A 15,314-nucleotide genomic window follows, 5' to 3' on the forward strand; every position below is an offset into this window, starting at 1 on the left:
CCCGGCTCCTCCTTTCTACTGTGTGCTCTTCCAATTCTCCAATAACTGATAAATAATATTCTCTATTTGCTCCCTGCTGTATGTCGCAGGAAAATAATTGTTAATGCGCTCTGTTTTTATGACAACCTTTCGCTCCACGGTTTTCTCTTTTTCCAACATCATGCGAACCATCGGAAAGGTAAGTTCCCCTTTTTTGTCACTTTCCTTGAGCATGGCACTCTGCTGAGTTGTGATAACAACATTTGTTTCCTGTATTGCAACCAAAACCCATTGCTGTGCATCCTCTGATAAAAATGATAAGTCAACCGCCTGCATGATACCGATTTTCTTTGCATCCACCATATCGAGTAGCGAATCCGACAGGCGTGAAATCCATATATATCTCTGAACCGTCTTTGCACTCTCTCCTGCCGCTTCTCCCAGTTCTCCAAGCGTAAGTCCGCCTTCCTTACTTCCCTGATGCTTCATTGCATCGTATTTCATTCTGTATGCCTTTGCTTTCTCACTCGGAAGAATATCCTCCCGCTGAATATTGGAATCTACCATGATAATCGTAGCTTCGTCATCCGTATAATCACGGATGAACATCGGCATTGTAGTAAGTCCGACAAGCTCACAGGCGTGTCTCCTGCGATGTCCGGCAATAATCTCATAACCGCCATCTTTCATTGGTCTGGCAATGCCTGGCATCAACACTCCATGCTCCCTGACGCTTTCTACCGTTTCCTGCATCTTTTCATCATCCAGTACCTTAAACGGGTGTCCTTTGAACTCATGCAGTTCTGACAATGCGATTTCCTGTACCTGCTCTGTTCCTGTCTGTGGCTGCTCCGTTCCAAATAAATCATCAAAACTGTTCAACTTTACCTTTGCGGCACTTCCTGTCTTACTCATTGCCAAGCACCTCCTCCGTCAGTGATTGGTAGGCACTTGCTACCTTGCCATTCGGATCGTGCTTATAAATGCTCACACCTTCCGCAGAAATCTCCGCAGCTCTTACCGACATTGGAATACTGTTTTCAAATATCCGCACTCTACTTCCATAATTTTCAATCAGCAGATTGCTGATGTCTCTGGCATAATTGGTACGATTATCAACCATTGTAAGCAAAATTCCCTCAATCTCCAGTTTCGGATTGATCTGTCTCTTTACTTTTCCAATAGTTTTAATCAGCTGTTCCAGACCTTTTACCGGCAGATACGCTGCCTGTACCGGAATCAAGATACTGTCCGCACTGGTAAAAGCATTTATCGTAATCATGCCGAGTGATGGCATACAGTCAATTAGAATGTAATCATAGCGGTCTTTCTGCTGTTCTATGTAGGTACGAAGCACCGTCTCCCTGCTCATAACATTCACAAGCGAGGTTTCCAAACCGGAAAGCTCAATATTTCCCGGCATGAAATCCACACCTTCCTCATGTCTTAAAATGCCGTACTCCGGTTTTATTTCCTCATCATTGATAATGGATGCCATAATGGTTGCAAGTGTAATTTCCAGTCTATCCGGCTCCTGAATACCAAGACTTGCCGTAAGGCTACCCTGTGCATCTGCATCTATCAGCAAAACTCTCTTTCCCTGTTTTGCCAGTCCGATTCCTAAATTGCTTGTTGTGGTGGTCTTTCCAACTCCACCCTTCTGATTTGCGATTGCTATAACTTTACACATGATAAAATTCTCCTTATTCTCTACTATTGATTTTTCACATTGCTTTTCTGTACTTCCGCATAAGCTCTGTAATATTTGTTTGTTCCTTTGTTGCTATAAAGCTCTGATATTTCCAATACCTCAATTTTGGGATGACGCTGTAAAATTTTCTGAAACCATACAATGTCATTCTTTGTTCCCATCAGTCTGACTTTTAACATTAGTCTGCTCCTCCAAATAAGGCATACAGTTCCCGGTTATAAGTCGCATACTCCGGATAGCGGATCTGTATCGCCTGCCAAAAGAAAGGTGCATAGGCACAGCAGAACAAGTCCTCCACTGTATACTGCCTGCACTCGTTTACCTGTTCCTCTGTTTTTGTGTAATCATCTACACTCGGTGTGCCGTTGCAATACAGATTAAATGCCATTCGCACCACCTTCATACTGCCACTGGTCTGCCAGCCTTCATGCAGACACTCTGTTTTTACACATCCTGTTTTAAAATCATAGATGCTATTGATATTTCTTCTCGTATCATCACTGATACCAAGACAATAGCAAAGTGCCTTGTGGTACACATCCTGATAGCGTACCTCTTTTAATTTTTCATAGTAGAATTTTTCATGTGCTTCGCTGATAAAATTGATTGTCTGTTTCTTATTGTTTTCTGCTCCTAACGCTGTGTTGTTCATAGTGAACCTCCTTTAAAAAATTTTTATTTTGCATATAAAAAAGGACTAAGTCCTTTTTAAGCCATAGCTTTAAGGATTTAGTCCTAATCGAGAGATATAAGAAAGGGAAGCATTGCGCTTCCCTTTCGAGTTATATATAGATTTTGCAAACAATATCTTTAAATCGGTTCGCTTTCGTGTACTCAGCATGATATTTCATGTACTCATTCACATCATCCCTTGTAACAATCAGCGTTGTGAAGTAAAAATATTTACGCTCTTCTACTTTCCTGCATTGGCAATCGCTGCCTGGGTTGCTGCAAATACAGCATCACCCCACACGTTACCAGTAGTGCCGCCCCAGAACAGAACATTCAACGGAGTTGAAATAGCTACAGCCACAAAACCTGCCACACAGGCGGTGATGATAGCCTTCGGGAAGGACTTCATAAAGCCCAGACGTGCCATGATTCCTGCCGCCGCGCCAATACCAAGACTGGTCAGTGCATAAATCAACGTAATATTATCACCTGCGGAAAATCCGTAGATCAGGTTATTAGCTGCTCCGCAGATTGCTCCGATAATGGGACCACCCAGGCATCCACCGATACAGGTTCCAATGGAATCCAGCCACAACGGAAGCTTTAACACGCTGGCAAACAGCTTTCCAAGATAGTTAATACCGATGCAGGCCGGAATCAATACGATCACTGCCACATCAAATTTAGTTTTGAATAAATTCTTCATAACATACATCCTTTCCCATTTGATCGCTCCAGTTTCAGAAGCTGTATTTTTTGCTGCATTACTGTCTTGTTAACGCTGCAAACGCTGTCAAGATCTCATATTCCTCGCCCTGGGCAGTCAATGTCTCACCATCCACGTATCGTCCGATGTTTTCAGCTACATTGCCCTTGCAGGCTGCCACTACATTTAAAATAGATGCTGTCCTCATACCACGTATCCTGCCAACCACAAAAAGTGCCGCAGTTTCCATGTCAAACGCCAGCACGCCTTTCTTTGCCCATTCCTCATAAATAACCGGATTGTCATCCCGGTACAAGCAGTCATGACTTCTGGCAATGCCGGTATGGAACCGGCAGCCGGCCTCCTTTGCGCTCTCCTCACAGGCGGTAAGCAGCCTGTGGTCTGCAACAGCCGGATAACTAAGTGGCGCGTATCCAAGTGAAGTTCCTTCATCACGTACAGCGGCTTCTACCATAACCAGATCTCCGACTCTGACCTCCGGCTGCAGCGCACCGCAGCTTCCGATCCGCACAGCCGCTTCTACACCGATCTTTTGCAGTTCTTCCACAGCAATTGCCATAGACGGACCACCCATTCCGGTGGACATGACCAGAACCGGCACACCATTCCAGAAACCGCTGTAGCTTTTATACTCCCGGTTGAAGGTTAAGAGCTTTGCATCTTTTAAATAACCTGCTGCCCGCTCTGCCCGGGCCGGATCTCCCGGCAGCACTGCATACCGGATTCCCAGATTCTCCGGAAGCTGGATATGCGGCATTTTATTTTCTCCCATTTCACAATCTCCTTCCCAACTGTATGACACTTTGTACCTTGTATATCTGCCACCAGATTTTTTCATGTTGTTCCTTCTAAATCAGGAAAATGTACACCCATTTATGAATTTAACAACAATTTACGATAAAGATAACATTATCCTTACACAAAGTCAATGAAATGAGCCAATTCAGAGTCTTATTGTTAATAAATTAACATATTGTTTTGCTTGTAAAATTTTAAGTGTAAAACTATACTGAAAATACATTAATACTGTTCTCCCGGAGGATTTTCAGAATGGAACAAAACAATTCATCAGACCTGCTGTTAGTCATTGACATGCAGAATGTTTATACAAAAGGACAGGAATGGGCCTGTAAAGGCATTGAACATGCATCTGCCTCCATCCTCCGTCTATTAAACAGTCAAAAAACAAAGCAGGTCATCTTTACCCAATATCTGGCTACAGAACACCCGGACGGTGTCTGGAAAGAATATAATAAAGTTAATGCGGCTGTAAACTCTGATCCATGGCTCAATGAAATGATGCCGGAATTCCTTCCATGGGTAAAAACATACCCGGTATTCACCAAAAGTGTCTATTCCTCCTTTGCCATCCCCGAGGTTGTAAAAGCCGCAAAAAAAGCCCGGCATCTTGTCATCTCCGGCGTAGTAGCAGAATGCTGCGTACTCTCTACTGTGCTTTCTGCCATTGACGCCGGCTGTAAAGTCATTTACCTGACCGATGCCGTAGCCGGACTCAGTGAAGTTTCCCGCAAAGAAACCGAAAACATTATCTCTTACTTTGCTCCGCTCCACACAGTACTCATGACTACAGAAGAATACCTGCTCTCTGATACTCCTAAGTCACACCTCTGCTATAAAGTTTCCGGTCATTAAATCCGAATCTAAAAAAAGACAGGTTCCTTGTGGGCCTGTCTCTTTTTAGGATCTTCCTTACATTTTCTATTTATTTTTTTACTATTTATGTTTTCTATTTACGTTTCCGGTTTATGCTCCCGTTTTCCATTCTGGATCAGGATTTCCTCTTTTGCTGTTAAATTCTTGTCATTTTCTACCATTACATCCCAGTTATAGGGGGCACTTTCCAGCAGGTTCTCTCCCACAGGCATTTCCCCGGACATTTTCTCCCCGGACTGTTCTTCTGCCTGCTTCTCTTCCGCAGCCCGTTCCAGACGCATTTCCGCCCTGGTCTCCTGGCGCACTTGCGGGAAAATAACCTGAGCCTTGAACAGATCGCCGTCAATGGTGATCACAAACTCACCTTTCTGCAGCTGGGTCAGGCTCCGGGCAATGGAAAGTCCTAATCCGCTGCCTTCTGTTGTCCGCGCCACATCTCCTCTGACAAAACGTTCTGTCAGTTCATCCGGGCTGATATTTAACGGCTTTTCCGAAATATTTTTCATAGTGAAAATGGCTTTTCCATCTACAGAAGCCACATCCACATATACCCGGCTGCCTTCCTGGGCATATTTAAAAGCATTGGTATAAAGATTTTCCAGAACACGCCATAATCTGCGCCCATCTGCTCTAATAATGATCATACCATCTGGGAAATCAGAGATGATCTTTAAATGGCGCTGTTCAAAACGCTCTTCAAATTCACCATTGGTCTGCTGTACCAGCTCCACCAAGTCAATATCTGCCATCTCCAGCTTCAGGTTTCCGGAACTTGCCTTGGAAGCTTCCACCAGATCTTCCGTCAGTGTTTTTAAACGCTGGGATTTCTGGTCCAAAACTTCCAGATAGGAAGCGATCTTAGGATCCTGTATCTTCTGGCGTTTTAACAGATCCACATAGTTGATAATGGACGTAAGAGGCGTTTTAATATCATGGGACACATTGGTGATCAGATCCGCTTTCAGGCGTTCGCTCTTTACCTTCTCCTGAAGAGCCGTGTCCAAGCCGCTTCCAATGTTATTAATGTGGTCTCCCACTGTCCGCTCTTTTCCTGTCAGCTTTTTCGTATCCAGGCGGAAACCGGTATCGCCTTTTGCAATACAGGTGATCGCATTATTTAAAAGATCCTTCTGCTCCGCTTTCCTGAACAGCTTATGGAATACCCATCCATCCAGACCAACAAATAAAACAGCACATACATAAAAGAGAATACGGAAAGTCAGTTTCTCATCTATATAGGCAAACAGGAATAAAATGCCCCACAGCATTACGCCATTGGCTCCTAAAAACAGAAGATAGCAAAGTCCGATCCCGGCTACAAAACTGGCTTTTGCAATATAATCCTTAGAAGCCTTTACTACCTTTTTTGCAATACTCTTTTTCCACAGGGTATCTGCCTTGTATCTTCTTAAAAGACTGAAACCGCATAGAATACTGCACCCGTAGATGATCACATATTTCAGCAGTTTACTCCAGTATGCCAGGTGTTCTTCGGAGGCAAATAAGCCGATCACCATCATCCCCAGTCTTTTACAGAAGTACAAGATCACAGCTGTCACCACCGCCCACAAAAGGACACAGGTTTCTGTATAGATCCTGTCGATGGGGAAAAGACGGATCTTGCCATCTGCTCCATCTTCATGGCCGGATAAAAGGACCAATGTTACCAGTGTAGCAAAAAATCCTGCAATTCCTACGATCACACCGCCCATTCCCATGATAAACGTGGATCTGGCACTTTTATATTCCCCGGCTTCCTCTGCATAATTATCAGAATAAGGATAGGTAGTATCCACAGAGACCACCATATAATTCTGGTCATTGTCAAAGGGATTCCATGTTTCCAGAAGAGAAGCCGCATTGTCCGGGATCGTTGCAAGATTGCTTTCCATACGAATGGTATTTCCGGGAATGAACAGATATTTTCCAAATCCCCGCAGCTCATCTAAAGACATAGAAGGAACATTGGTATAAACCACTTCTCTTCCATCATTGCTTTTATAGAGGATACGGAAACGGACATTTGTGTTATTGCTGATGAAATTATAATAAATGGTATAATATTTTCCCAACCGGTCCAGGATGTCCAGTGCCATTTCCTCTTTGGTCATCCTGGTCTCCAGGCCATCAACATCTGCCAGGTCCGTTTTTGCGGATTTATACTCTACCGTTATCTCCATGTCATCATCATCCATGGCCATAGGAGATCCCTGTACTGTAAAATCTTCTCCCAGATAATATCCCCGGATCTTGGCATAGCGGACAATCTGATCCAGTGTCATATCCTCATCTACACCGGGACCGTCTATAATACGCACAATGGGTTTGTGCATATCCAGGACACCATTGGTCTCAAACATATCCTTATATCCGATATAGGTAAAAATATTACTGATATCTATGCCAAGCTGGGAACAGAAGGCATCTGAGTCTTCATAAGTCTCATCATAGATCCAGCGGATCCCTTTTCCATATCCGCCGTTTAAGTACATGGCGCTGATCCCTGCCAGTGTGATAACAAGAAATATCACATGAAACACTGACAGAAGCACCTTCCATTTTCTCAGACCAAACGCTCTTTTTTCCATAGGCCACCTACTGTTTCTCGATCTTATAGCCTACGCCCCATACTACCTTCAGATATTTTGGCTCTCTTGGGTTGATCTCGATCTTTTCACGGATGTGGCGGATATGGACAGCTACTGTGTTATCCGCGCCAATGGCTTCCTCATTCCAGATCTTTTCGTAGATCTCATCAATGGAAAATACCTTTCCTGCGTTCTTTACCAGAAGCAGGAGGATATTGTATTCAATAGGAGTCAGCTTAATCGGATCTCCATCAACTGTAACTTCTTTGTTATCATCATTGATCTGAAGACCGCCACACTTGTAGACCTGTCCTTCCGCCTGCTGGTTCATGTTTCCAAGCTGTGTATAACGGCGCAGCTGGGATTTAACTCTTGCAACCAGTTCCAGCGGGTTGAATGGCTTTGTAATGTAATCATCTGCACCAATATTAAGTCCTAAGATCTTATCTGCATCTTCTGACTTTGCGGAAAGAATGATGATCGGGATACTGCTGGTCTCACGTACCTTTAAAGTAGTGCGGATGCCATCCAGTCCCGGCATCATTACATCTAAGATCAAAAGATCTGCGGACTGGGTCTCCAGATATTCCAGAGCCTCATAACCGTCATATGTTTTTATAACTTTAAAGCCTTCTCCTGTAAGATAAATGTCAATGGCTTCCACAATCTGTTTATCGTCATCACATACCAGAATCGTCTGCATAAATGTCCCTCCTTTTATTGATATATCCTTCTGCGCCCGGCCGGGCGCAAATTTGCTACAATTTGTACCACCTGCGTCCGCGCCGGCAGGCGCGGGGCAACTTAATTTAGAAGATACGCCAAGCGCAGACAAAGTTGCTTCTCCACCAGGAACTTAAACCTCTGTGGACAACTTTACCGTTACTGGAAGAAGCATCGATGACTGTTCCGCCGCCTGCAGCGATACCTACATGGCCTCTTACTACTACGATATCTCCTGCCTGGATATCATTGAAATTGCTTACCTTTGTATAACGTCCTGCGCTTCTCCAGCCGGAAGAAGTCATATAACTCTGGCTCACGCCTACCTGCTTTAAGCACCAATATACAAAACCGGAACAGTCAAAGGAGCTTGGTCCCTTTGCACCCCATACATATGGACTTCCCAGTTTGGAAGATGCTACGGATATCAGAGCTGAAACACCTGCACCGGAAGCTGGTCTCGGAGCCGGTGAGCTGGTATTTCCACCGCTGTTGCCCTTACTTGAGCTATTATTCTTATTGCTGCTGCTATTTGATTTATTACTCTTAGTTGACGCTGCTGTAGTAGGCGCCGGCTTCTTAACATTATCACTGGTCAGCTTTGCCATGGTCTGTACGCCTACTTTACCGTCTGCAGACAGGCCGTTTCGTGACTGGAAGTTCTTTACCGCGTCTTCTGTTGCTTCACCATAGTAGCCGGTTACATTGGAAGACGGCAGATAGCCGTACTTGCTTAACAGCTGCTGTACTCTGGTAACAGAATCACCCTGTTCGCCGATCATCAGGCCGTTTGGCTTTGCGTCAGAACTGTTTAATACAATACGTGTGGATGGTCCTAAGTAACCATCTACTACCTGGTCGTTTCTTGCCTGGAACTGCTTAACTGCGATCACAGTGTCCTGACCGTAGGTACCGTCCGGTGTAGTAGTCAGATAGCCCAGATCCTTTAAACGCTGCTGGCATGCTAATACCACATCGCTCTTTTCGCCATATGCAAGCATATTTGCCTTAATGTCATCGCTGTACATCAGGTTATAGGTCTGCTGGCCTACCTTGCCGTCTTCTGCAAGGCCATTGACGCCCTGGAGTTTTAAAACAGCGGTTTCTGTGGCATCGTCAAAGTTGCCTGTTACCTGGTCTGCAGAAGCCAGATAGCCCAGTTCGTATAATCGCTGCTGGATCTTCTGGATATCATCCCCCTGGGTTCCCTTTGATACTGCGTAATGTTTGGCATCATCTGCCATCAGTTCATTCCAGGTGGTATCACCTACAATACCATCCTGAGGCAGTTCATTCTGTCTCTGGAAATGTTTCACTGCTGTAAGAGTGACCTGACCAAAATAGTCAGTAGGTTCATCGTTATCCATAAAGCCCAAGTCCATTAATCGCTGCTGTAACTTCTTTACGATCTCATGGCGTACACCTTCTCTTAAATACTGAGGCGCTGCCTGTGCATCTTCCGGCAATTCTACATCATCCAGTCCAGGAAGGATCTGCCCATCCATTCCTAAAGGTGCTATGGTCTCATCTGTTCCATCTGAAACTGCTGCCTGTCCGTCCTGGGCATTTGCAGCTACAGCCTCATTCTGAGTTGCAACTCCTCTTTCCCCTGAAGAACAGCCTCCTAACGCCAACGCTGCCGCCAGCGCACTGGATATGCAGGCATATCGCAGATAATATGTATATTTTTCATTCATGAAATGTATCCTCGCTTGTTGTTTGTTGCTTCTGTAAATCCAATCCCTGAAGATTTCGCTTCCACTAGTTTCACTCAGGACCACGCGCTTGCGCGCTCTACTGCCTGCTTGCGCTTATCAGATTATAGCACATATCCTACTATTTTTCGATATTTTTCACAGTCTTAAGAAAATCGCAAAAAAGGACAAACCAGAAACAGCTTCCATAACAGCGCTCCCTGGCTTGTCCTTCTTTTTCTTTGTTTTTATTATTTTTCTTATTTTCTTTAACTTCTCTTTTCCCTGTGAAAAAGCTTCTTAGCCCCCCGTCCAAAGCGTTTTCTTTTAAAAAATGGCACTTTTGTTGCAGCAGCTTCCTCCTGTCCTGCTTTCTGGAAGGAACGGATGGTTTCATCCAGGAGACGAAAACGTTCCTCTTCCTTCTGGCCGGACTCCTGAAGAAGAAGTTCCAATTCACCTGCCAGCCGCTGTTTTACCAGGCAGCTGATATCCTGACTCAGTTTTTCATTGTTTACCTCAAGGGCCCGTCCAATGATCAGGTTCATCATCTGCTGAAACTGGGCCATTTTCTCTTCTGCGCTTACAGGCAGCGGACTTCCATCTGCAGATGTGCTTACCATAGCTGTATTTTCCTCTTTCTCTTCTTCCTTAAGTTCTTTTAAAGCAGCATCCATATCCTGCTCTAAAATCTCATCTGTCAGTTCGCCTTCCAGCTTTCCGTCCTTTTTTATCTGTTCTAAAGCATGTTTGATCGCCTTTAACTGATACCCTTTTTCCTTCAGATTTTTAACCTGCTTAAACAGCCGGATATGAAAATCCGTATAATACCTGTGTCCCATTTCATTCCGTGGGATCGCAAGTTCTAACTCCTCCTCCCAGTACCTTAATACATGGGCTTCCACATCCACCTTTCTGGATGCATCCGATATAAGATAATGTACTTCATCCATAGCCATTCTCTCCTTCACAACACGTATCATTCTGATTAACTGCAGCCCTTTTGCCGCTGTTTATTATCAATGTATGCGTTGAGAATGACTATTATGACTAAAAATATAAATGGCACCTGCATCAACTGATACAAGTGCCAGATCATATACATTATCCTTCCTGATTTCCACCCTGAGGACGCACTGCATTTACAAACTTGGTGTACTCCGGTTTCCAGATCAGGTTTACAGTACCGATAGGGCCGTTTCGCTGTTTGGCGATAATAACTTCGGCCTCATTTGGATGTTCCGTATCTTTATTATAATAATCATCACGATATAAGAACATAACAACGTCCGCATCCTGCTCGATGGCTCCGGACTCTCGAAGGTCGGAAAGCATAGGTCTGTGGTCTGTACGTGTCTCACAGGCACGGGACAGCTGGGACAGGGCAATGACCGGGGCATGAAGTTCTCTTGCCAGTGCCTTTAAAGAACGGGAAATATCGGAAATTTCCTGCTGACGGTTGTCATTTCCCCCTTTGCGGCTTCCGCTCATCAACTGTAAGTAGTCAATGATAACAATACTTAAGCCATATTCCAGCTTCATTTTCCTGCACTTGGAACGCAGCTCAGAAATGGAAATACCCGGTGTATCATCAATGATCAGCTTGGAATTACCGATAATGCCGATACCTTCCACAACCGCATCCCAGTCAGAGTCTGTCAGCGTACCTGTACGCAGCTTCTGGGAGTCTACATTGGACTCCATGGAAAGCATACGGTTTACCAGCTGTTCCTTTGACATTTCCAGACTGAATACCATACAGGGCAGGTTCTTACGCACAGAAACATAGTCAACTACATTTAAGACAAAAGCCGTTTTACCCATAGAAGGACGGGCTGCGATCAGGATAAAATCGGAAGGCTGGAAACCGGACAGTTTATAATCCAGATCAATAAATCCGGAAGGGATACCGGTAACCGTTCCCTGGTTTTTATATGCATCCTCGATCTTTTCCAGAACATTGATGGCAACCTGCTTGATGGGTACAAATTCCTGTCCGCCCTTGTTCTGGAGCAGGTCAAAAATAGATTTTTCCGTATCCGCCAGAATATTTTCCAGTGGCTCTTTTCCTGCATAACAGGTATTTGCGATCTCTTCTGTTGTCTTTATAAGCCGGCGCAGAACTGCTTTCTCACTGACAATCGTAGCATAGGATTTAACATTGGCTGATGTAGGCACAATGGTAATGATATCCCGGACAAAATCCAGGCTGCTGACTTCCGGCGGAACATCCTTCTCCTTTAAACGGTCCTGAAGTGTGACCAGGTCTACCGGCTTTCCTTCATTGAACAGTTCCACCATGGCATCAAACATGATCCCGTACTGCTGCTGATAAAAATCGCTGCCCGTGATGATCTCCGATGCAGCGATTACCGCTTCCCTGTCCATTAACATAGAACCTATAACAGACTGTTCCGCCTCTATACTGTGAGGAAGCACCCGCTTGATCAGGGTCTCTTCCATAAACTTATCTCCTTACATTTCCGGGTAGTGTTCCCGGACTGTGTTATCTTTATGCTTCTACTACCTTAACTGCCAGTTTTGCAGTTACTTCTTTGTGAAGCTTTACAGATACCTCAAAGCTTCCGATTGCCTTGATCGGTGTGTTTAATACGATCTTCTTCTTGTCGATCTCCAGACCTAACTGATCCATAGCTGCCTTCTCAATCTCCTTAGAAGAAACAGCACCGAAAGCTCTTCCGCCTTCGCCAGCCTTGATAGAAACAGTCACAGAAGCATTGTTTAACTTCTCAGCCAGTTCCTTAGCTGCTGCCAGCTGCTCCGCTGCGATCTTTGCATCATTTGCTTTCTGAAGCTTTAAGTCATTTAAGTTCTTGGAGGTTGCTTCTACACCTAATTTCTTTGGAAGGATGAAGTTGCGTGCGTAACCGTCATTTACCTTTACAACCTGTCCTTTTTTACCTAATGCCTTTACATCTTCTAATAATACGATTTCCATTTTACAAAACTTCCTTTCTATATCATCTGAATATCTCTATATCTTATATCTCTGAATATCTTCGATACTGTCTGTTAAGACACATCACCTTCATCCATCATCTGACGGATAACCGCTTTCAGGCGCTCCTTGGCTTCTTCAATGGTAACTCCCTGCATCTGGGCACCTGCAATAGTCCTGTGACCGCCGCCACCCAGTTTTTCCATCATAACCTGAACATTGACCTCATCAATAGACCGGGCACTGAAATAAATGGTATTATTGTAATCAGTAAGTACCACAGAAGCCTTAATGCCCTTGATCTCAAGAAGCTCATTAGCCGCCTGGGCACCGATGATCGTCGGGCTGTCTAACCCTTCTGCCGGGCAGACGCTGATAGCAAATGCGTCCATATAAACCTCTGCAGCCCTTACTGCCTCTGCCTTCGCCTGATAATCTACCATATTTTCACGGAACAGCTTGCGCACTCTTGTTACATCCGCGCCGCTTCTTCTAAGGAATGCTGCCGCCTCAAAGGTACGCACGCCTGTCTGGTTGGTAAAATTCTGGGTATCGATCACGATACCTGCATACATGGCATCTGCCTCACAGGGCCTTACTTTAATGCCGTCTGCAATATACTGCAATACTTCCGCAACCATTTCACAGGCAGAAGAAGCATATGGCTCTACATAAGAAAGAACCGCATTGTCGATCACTTCGCTGCTGGTACGGTGATGGTCCAGAACCACAATGGTCCGGATCAGACGCAGCAGGCTCGGTTCATCGGTAATACTTGGGCGGTTTACGTCCACAACCACCAGCATAGTACCTGCATCCACCAGCTCCGCAGCCTTGGCGCCGTTTAAGAACATATCATCCGGGTACTCCGGATTGTTCTGGAAACGTTCCATCATAGGACGTACAGAAGAAGTTACATCATTGAGTACGATATTTGCCTTTTTATTCATGGACATGGCAATACGGTAAATACCAACTGCCGCACCGAAAGCATCAATATCTGCCATCCTGTGTCCCATGATCAACAGACGGTCTTTATTATCCATCAGCTCTTTTAAAGCATGTGCCTTCACACGGGCCTTTACACGGGTGGTCTTTTCCATCTGCTGGGCTTTTCCGCCGTAATAAAGGATCTTATCGGAGTCCTTTACAACTGCCTGGTCACCGCCGCGGCCAAGTGCCATATCGATGGAAGTTCTTGCATAATCATAATTCTGTGCATAACTTTCACCGTTCATACCAATACCGATACTTAAAGTGACTGCCATGTCATTACCGATATTGACTGTTTTTACATCTTCCAGAATGGAAAAACGCTCATCCTGCATCTTTGCAACATACTGCTGCTTGATCACAAAGAAATATTTATCCTTCTCAATACTTTTTACAATACCGTTCATGGAAGAAATATACTTGCTGATCTTTCGATCAATCAAAGCTGTTAAAAGAGAACGGCGTACTTCCTCAACGCTTTCCAGCGCCTCATCATAATTGTCCAGATAAATAAGACCGGCTACCAGTTTCTGGTCATTGATCTGCTGCTTATATAACAGCATCTGAGTCTCATCGATCAGATAAATGGCTGTTACCAGGGAATTTCCCTCATCCAGTCCACAGTCAGCTGCCGCTGCCTGAGCCTCTTCTGTATGGATCTCTTTCATGTCCACACGGTACTTCTTATCTTTAAAAGAGCTGTGGATACTTACAGTTTCTCCACCGGTGGCAAGCATTTCCTTTGTGACATCCGGAAACATCTGGGTAATGTTTTTGATGGTTGCTTTATCATCCCCAAGAATGGCTTCCATTTCCTGGTTCATCCACAAAATACGACCTGCTATATCCGCCACACAGTAAGGCACCAGCATTTCTTCCAGAAATTTACTTTTGCTCTTGTCGTAGACCTGTGAAAATGCGATCAGTCCCGCAAGAATGCCCTTTCTTCTGGAAAAGTAGATCCATAACGCTATTCCAATATAGATAAGAGTAAAAAATGAAACTATAATGCCTGCTCTTAATGAAACTGCCCCCACAGCAGCTGTCAGCAGGACCATCAGGACCGATAAAAAAATGGGCCACTGAAGATAAATGCGGAAGTTCCCCCGCACCTTCCTTTTCTCATCCATAGTCTTCCTCCAATCGTACCCAAAAATGAATGGAATACGCCTATCTTATGAATTATACCATATGCAGGGCCATTCGTCCATGATAAACATTATCAGTCAAAGAATTCCGTAAATTTTTTTCAAAAAAAGTATTGATTTTTCCTTTTTTCTATGGTATCATCATTACTGCTTGAAAAAGCCATGGGCGAATTCCCGAGTGGCCAAAGGGGACAGACTGTAAATCTGCTGGCACTGCCTTCGGTGGTTCGAATCCACCTTCGCCCATTTACATACCTGCTAAGAGCGACAGTGCTTGCACGTATGCGCCTGATTTCAGCAATAGGTATGTATGAAAAAAGAATATGCCGTAGTGGCGGAACTGGCAGACGCCCGGGACTTAAAATCCCGTGGGTAGTGATACCCGTACCGGTTCGATTCCGGTCTACGGCAGCTTTTGGAACAGAACCTGATTGGTTCTGTTCTTT

14 protein-coding genes and 2 tRNA genes are annotated in these 15,314 nt (G+C 44.6%); 3 read left to right on the forward strand and 13 right to left on the reverse strand.

Annotation, left to right across the window (positions count from 1 at the left end):
- Nucleotides 1-15: 15 nt before the first annotated feature.
- The 6 genes from DW251_RS09725 to DW251_RS09745 form a co-directional block, all read right to left on the reverse strand.
- Complete coding sequence (locus tag DW251_RS09725) at nucleotides 16-894, reverse strand: ParB/RepB/Spo0J family partition protein (protein ID WP_002593298.1); 879 nt, start codon at nucleotides 892-894, stop codon at nucleotides 16-18.
- On the reverse strand, nucleotides 887-1,669 hold the full coding sequence (locus DW251_RS09730) for an AAA family ATPase (RefSeq protein ID WP_022036315.1): 783 nt from the start codon (nucleotides 1,667-1,669) through the stop codon (nucleotides 887-889). The genes DW251_RS09725 and DW251_RS09730 overlap by 8 nt, the downstream gene beginning before the upstream one ends.
- A 23-nt stretch (nucleotides 1,670-1,692) precedes the next feature.
- On the reverse strand, nucleotides 1,693-1,869 hold the full coding sequence (locus tag DW251_RS17945; RefSeq protein WP_002593293.1) for a hypothetical protein: 177 nt from the start codon (nucleotides 1,867-1,869) through the stop codon (nucleotides 1,693-1,695).
- Nucleotides 1,869-2,342 carry a DUF6075 family protein gene (locus tag DW251_RS09735; RefSeq protein WP_002593292.1) on the reverse strand — a complete coding sequence of 158 codons (474 nt, stop codon included), beginning with the start codon at nucleotides 2,340-2,342 and terminating at the stop codon, nucleotides 1,869-1,871. Before DW251_RS09735 ends, DW251_RS17945 begins: the two co-directional genes overlap by 1 nt.
- A 261-nt stretch (nucleotides 2,343-2,603) precedes the next feature.
- Complete coding sequence (locus DW251_RS09740) at nucleotides 2,604-3,068, reverse strand: ECF transporter S component (RefSeq protein WP_347474644.1); 465 nt, start codon at nucleotides 3,066-3,068, stop codon at nucleotides 2,604-2,606.
- Between the two features lie 58 nt (nucleotides 3,069-3,126).
- Nucleotides 3,127-3,861 carry a nucleoside phosphorylase gene (locus DW251_RS09745; protein WP_118300901.1) on the reverse strand — a complete coding sequence of 245 codons (735 nt, stop codon included), beginning with the start codon at nucleotides 3,859-3,861 and terminating at the stop codon, nucleotides 3,127-3,129.
- A 278-nt stretch (nucleotides 3,862-4,139) separates the two neighbouring features.
- Between DW251_RS09745 and DW251_RS09750 the strand changes: the two genes are divergently transcribed.
- Nucleotides 4,140-4,742, forward strand: coding sequence for a cysteine hydrolase (locus tag DW251_RS09750; protein ID WP_021869998.1), 603 nt, complete (start codon nucleotides 4,140-4,142; stop codon nucleotides 4,740-4,742).
- A gap of 98 nt (nucleotides 4,743-4,840) precedes the next feature.
- Here the strand turns inward: DW251_RS09750 and DW251_RS09755 are convergent, their stop codons facing one another.
- From DW251_RS09755 to DW251_RS09785, 7 genes are all read right to left on the reverse strand, one after another.
- Nucleotides 4,841-7,351 carry a HAMP domain-containing sensor histidine kinase gene (locus DW251_RS09755; protein ID WP_118300903.1) on the reverse strand — a complete coding sequence of 837 codons (2,511 nt, stop codon included), beginning with the start codon at nucleotides 7,349-7,351 and terminating at the stop codon, nucleotides 4,841-4,843.
- Between the two features lie 7 nt (nucleotides 7,352-7,358).
- Nucleotides 7,359-8,054: a response regulator transcription factor gene (locus DW251_RS09760; protein WP_021869996.1), complete on the reverse strand. Its 696-nt coding sequence runs from the start codon at nucleotides 8,052-8,054 to the stop codon at nucleotides 7,359-7,361.
- 106 nt (nucleotides 8,055-8,160) lie between these two features.
- Nucleotides 8,161-9,771: a peptidoglycan-binding protein gene (locus tag DW251_RS09765; protein WP_021869995.1), complete on the reverse strand. Its 1,611-nt coding sequence runs from the start codon at nucleotides 9,769-9,771 to the stop codon at nucleotides 8,161-8,163.
- Nucleotides 9,772-10,037: 266 nt separating this feature from the next.
- Entirely contained in the window at nucleotides 10,038-10,721 is a 684-nt protein-coding gene (locus DW251_RS09770; RefSeq protein WP_021869994.1) for a MerR family transcriptional regulator, read from the reverse strand.
- Nucleotides 10,722-10,872: 151 nt separating this feature from the next.
- On the reverse strand, nucleotides 10,873-12,231 hold the full coding sequence (gene dnaB / locus DW251_RS09775; RefSeq protein ID WP_021869993.1) for a replicative DNA helicase: 1,359 nt from the start codon (nucleotides 12,229-12,231) through the stop codon (nucleotides 10,873-10,875).
- 49 nt (nucleotides 12,232-12,280) lie between these two features.
- Complete coding sequence (rplI, locus tag DW251_RS09780; protein WP_118300905.1) at nucleotides 12,281-12,727, reverse strand: 50S ribosomal protein L9; 447 nt, start codon at nucleotides 12,725-12,727, stop codon at nucleotides 12,281-12,283.
- 74 nt (nucleotides 12,728-12,801) lie between these two features.
- On the reverse strand, nucleotides 12,802-14,850 hold the full coding sequence (locus DW251_RS09785; RefSeq protein ID WP_118300907.1) for a DHH family phosphoesterase: 2,049 nt from the start codon (nucleotides 14,848-14,850) through the stop codon (nucleotides 12,802-12,804).
- Nucleotides 14,851-15,032: 182 nt separating this feature from the next.
- On the opposite strand from DW251_RS09785, the gene DW251_RS09790 reads away from it, so the two are divergent.
- A tRNA-Tyr gene (locus DW251_RS09790) sits at nucleotides 15,033-15,114 on the forward strand.
- A 79-nt stretch (nucleotides 15,115-15,193) separates the two neighbouring features.
- Nucleotides 15,194-15,279 (forward strand) — tRNA-Leu (locus DW251_RS09795).
- Nucleotides 15,280-15,314: the final 35 nt, after the last annotated feature.

Source organism: Clostridium sp. AM22-11AC (genome assembly GCF_003473545.1).
Taxonomy (GTDB): domain Bacteria; phylum Bacillota; class Clostridia; order Lachnospirales; family Lachnospiraceae; genus Enterocloster.

Excerpts from the sequence above, each read along its gene's own strand:
- DW251_RS09725 (WP_002593298.1), bottom strand. The coding sequence starts at position 894 with ATGAGTAAGACAGGAAGTGCCGCAAAGGTAAAGTTGAACAGTTTTGAT.
- DW251_RS09730 (WP_022036315.1), bottom strand. The coding sequence starts at position 1,669 with ATGTGTAAAGTTATAGCAATCGCAAATCAGAAGGGTGGAGTTGGAAAG.
- DW251_RS17945 (WP_002593293.1), bottom strand. The coding sequence starts at position 1,869 with ATGTTAAAAGTCAGACTGATGGGAACAAAGAATGACATTGTATGGTTT.
- DW251_RS09735 (WP_002593292.1), bottom strand. The coding sequence starts at position 2,342 with ATGAACAACACAGCGTTAGGAGCAGAAAACAATAAGAAACAGACAATC.
- DW251_RS09740 (WP_347474644.1), bottom strand. The coding sequence starts at position 3,068 with ATGAAGAATTTATTCAAAACTAAATTTGATGTGGCAGTGATCGTATTG.
- DW251_RS09745 (WP_118300901.1), bottom strand. The coding sequence starts at position 3,861 with ATGGGAGAAAATAAAATGCCGCATATCCAGCTTCCGGAGAATCTGGGA.
- DW251_RS09750 (WP_021869998.1), top strand. The coding sequence starts at position 4,140 with ATGGAACAAAACAATTCATCAGACCTGCTGTTAGTCATTGACATGCAG.
- DW251_RS09755 (WP_118300903.1), bottom strand. The coding sequence starts at position 7,351 with ATGGAAAAAAGAGCGTTTGGTCTGAGAAAATGGAAGGTGCTTCTGTCA.
- DW251_RS09760 (WP_021869996.1), bottom strand. The coding sequence starts at position 8,054 with ATGCAGACGATTCTGGTATGTGATGACGATAAACAGATTGTGGAAGCC.
- DW251_RS09765 (WP_021869995.1), bottom strand. The coding sequence starts at position 9,771 with ATGAATGAAAAATATACATATTATCTGCGATATGCCTGCATATCCAGT.
- DW251_RS09770 (WP_021869994.1), bottom strand. The coding sequence starts at position 10,721 with ATGGATGAAGTACATTATCTTATATCGGATGCATCCAGAAAGGTGGAT.
- dnaB (WP_021869993.1), bottom strand. The coding sequence starts at position 12,231 with ATGGAAGAGACCCTGATCAAGCGGGTGCTTCCTCACAGTATAGAGGCG.
- rplI (WP_118300905.1), bottom strand. The coding sequence starts at position 12,727 with ATGGAAATCGTATTATTAGAAGATGTAAAGGCATTAGGTAAAAAAGGA.
- DW251_RS09785 (WP_118300907.1), bottom strand. The coding sequence starts at position 14,850 with ATGGATGAGAAAAGGAAGGTGCGGGGGAACTTCCGCATTTATCTTCAG.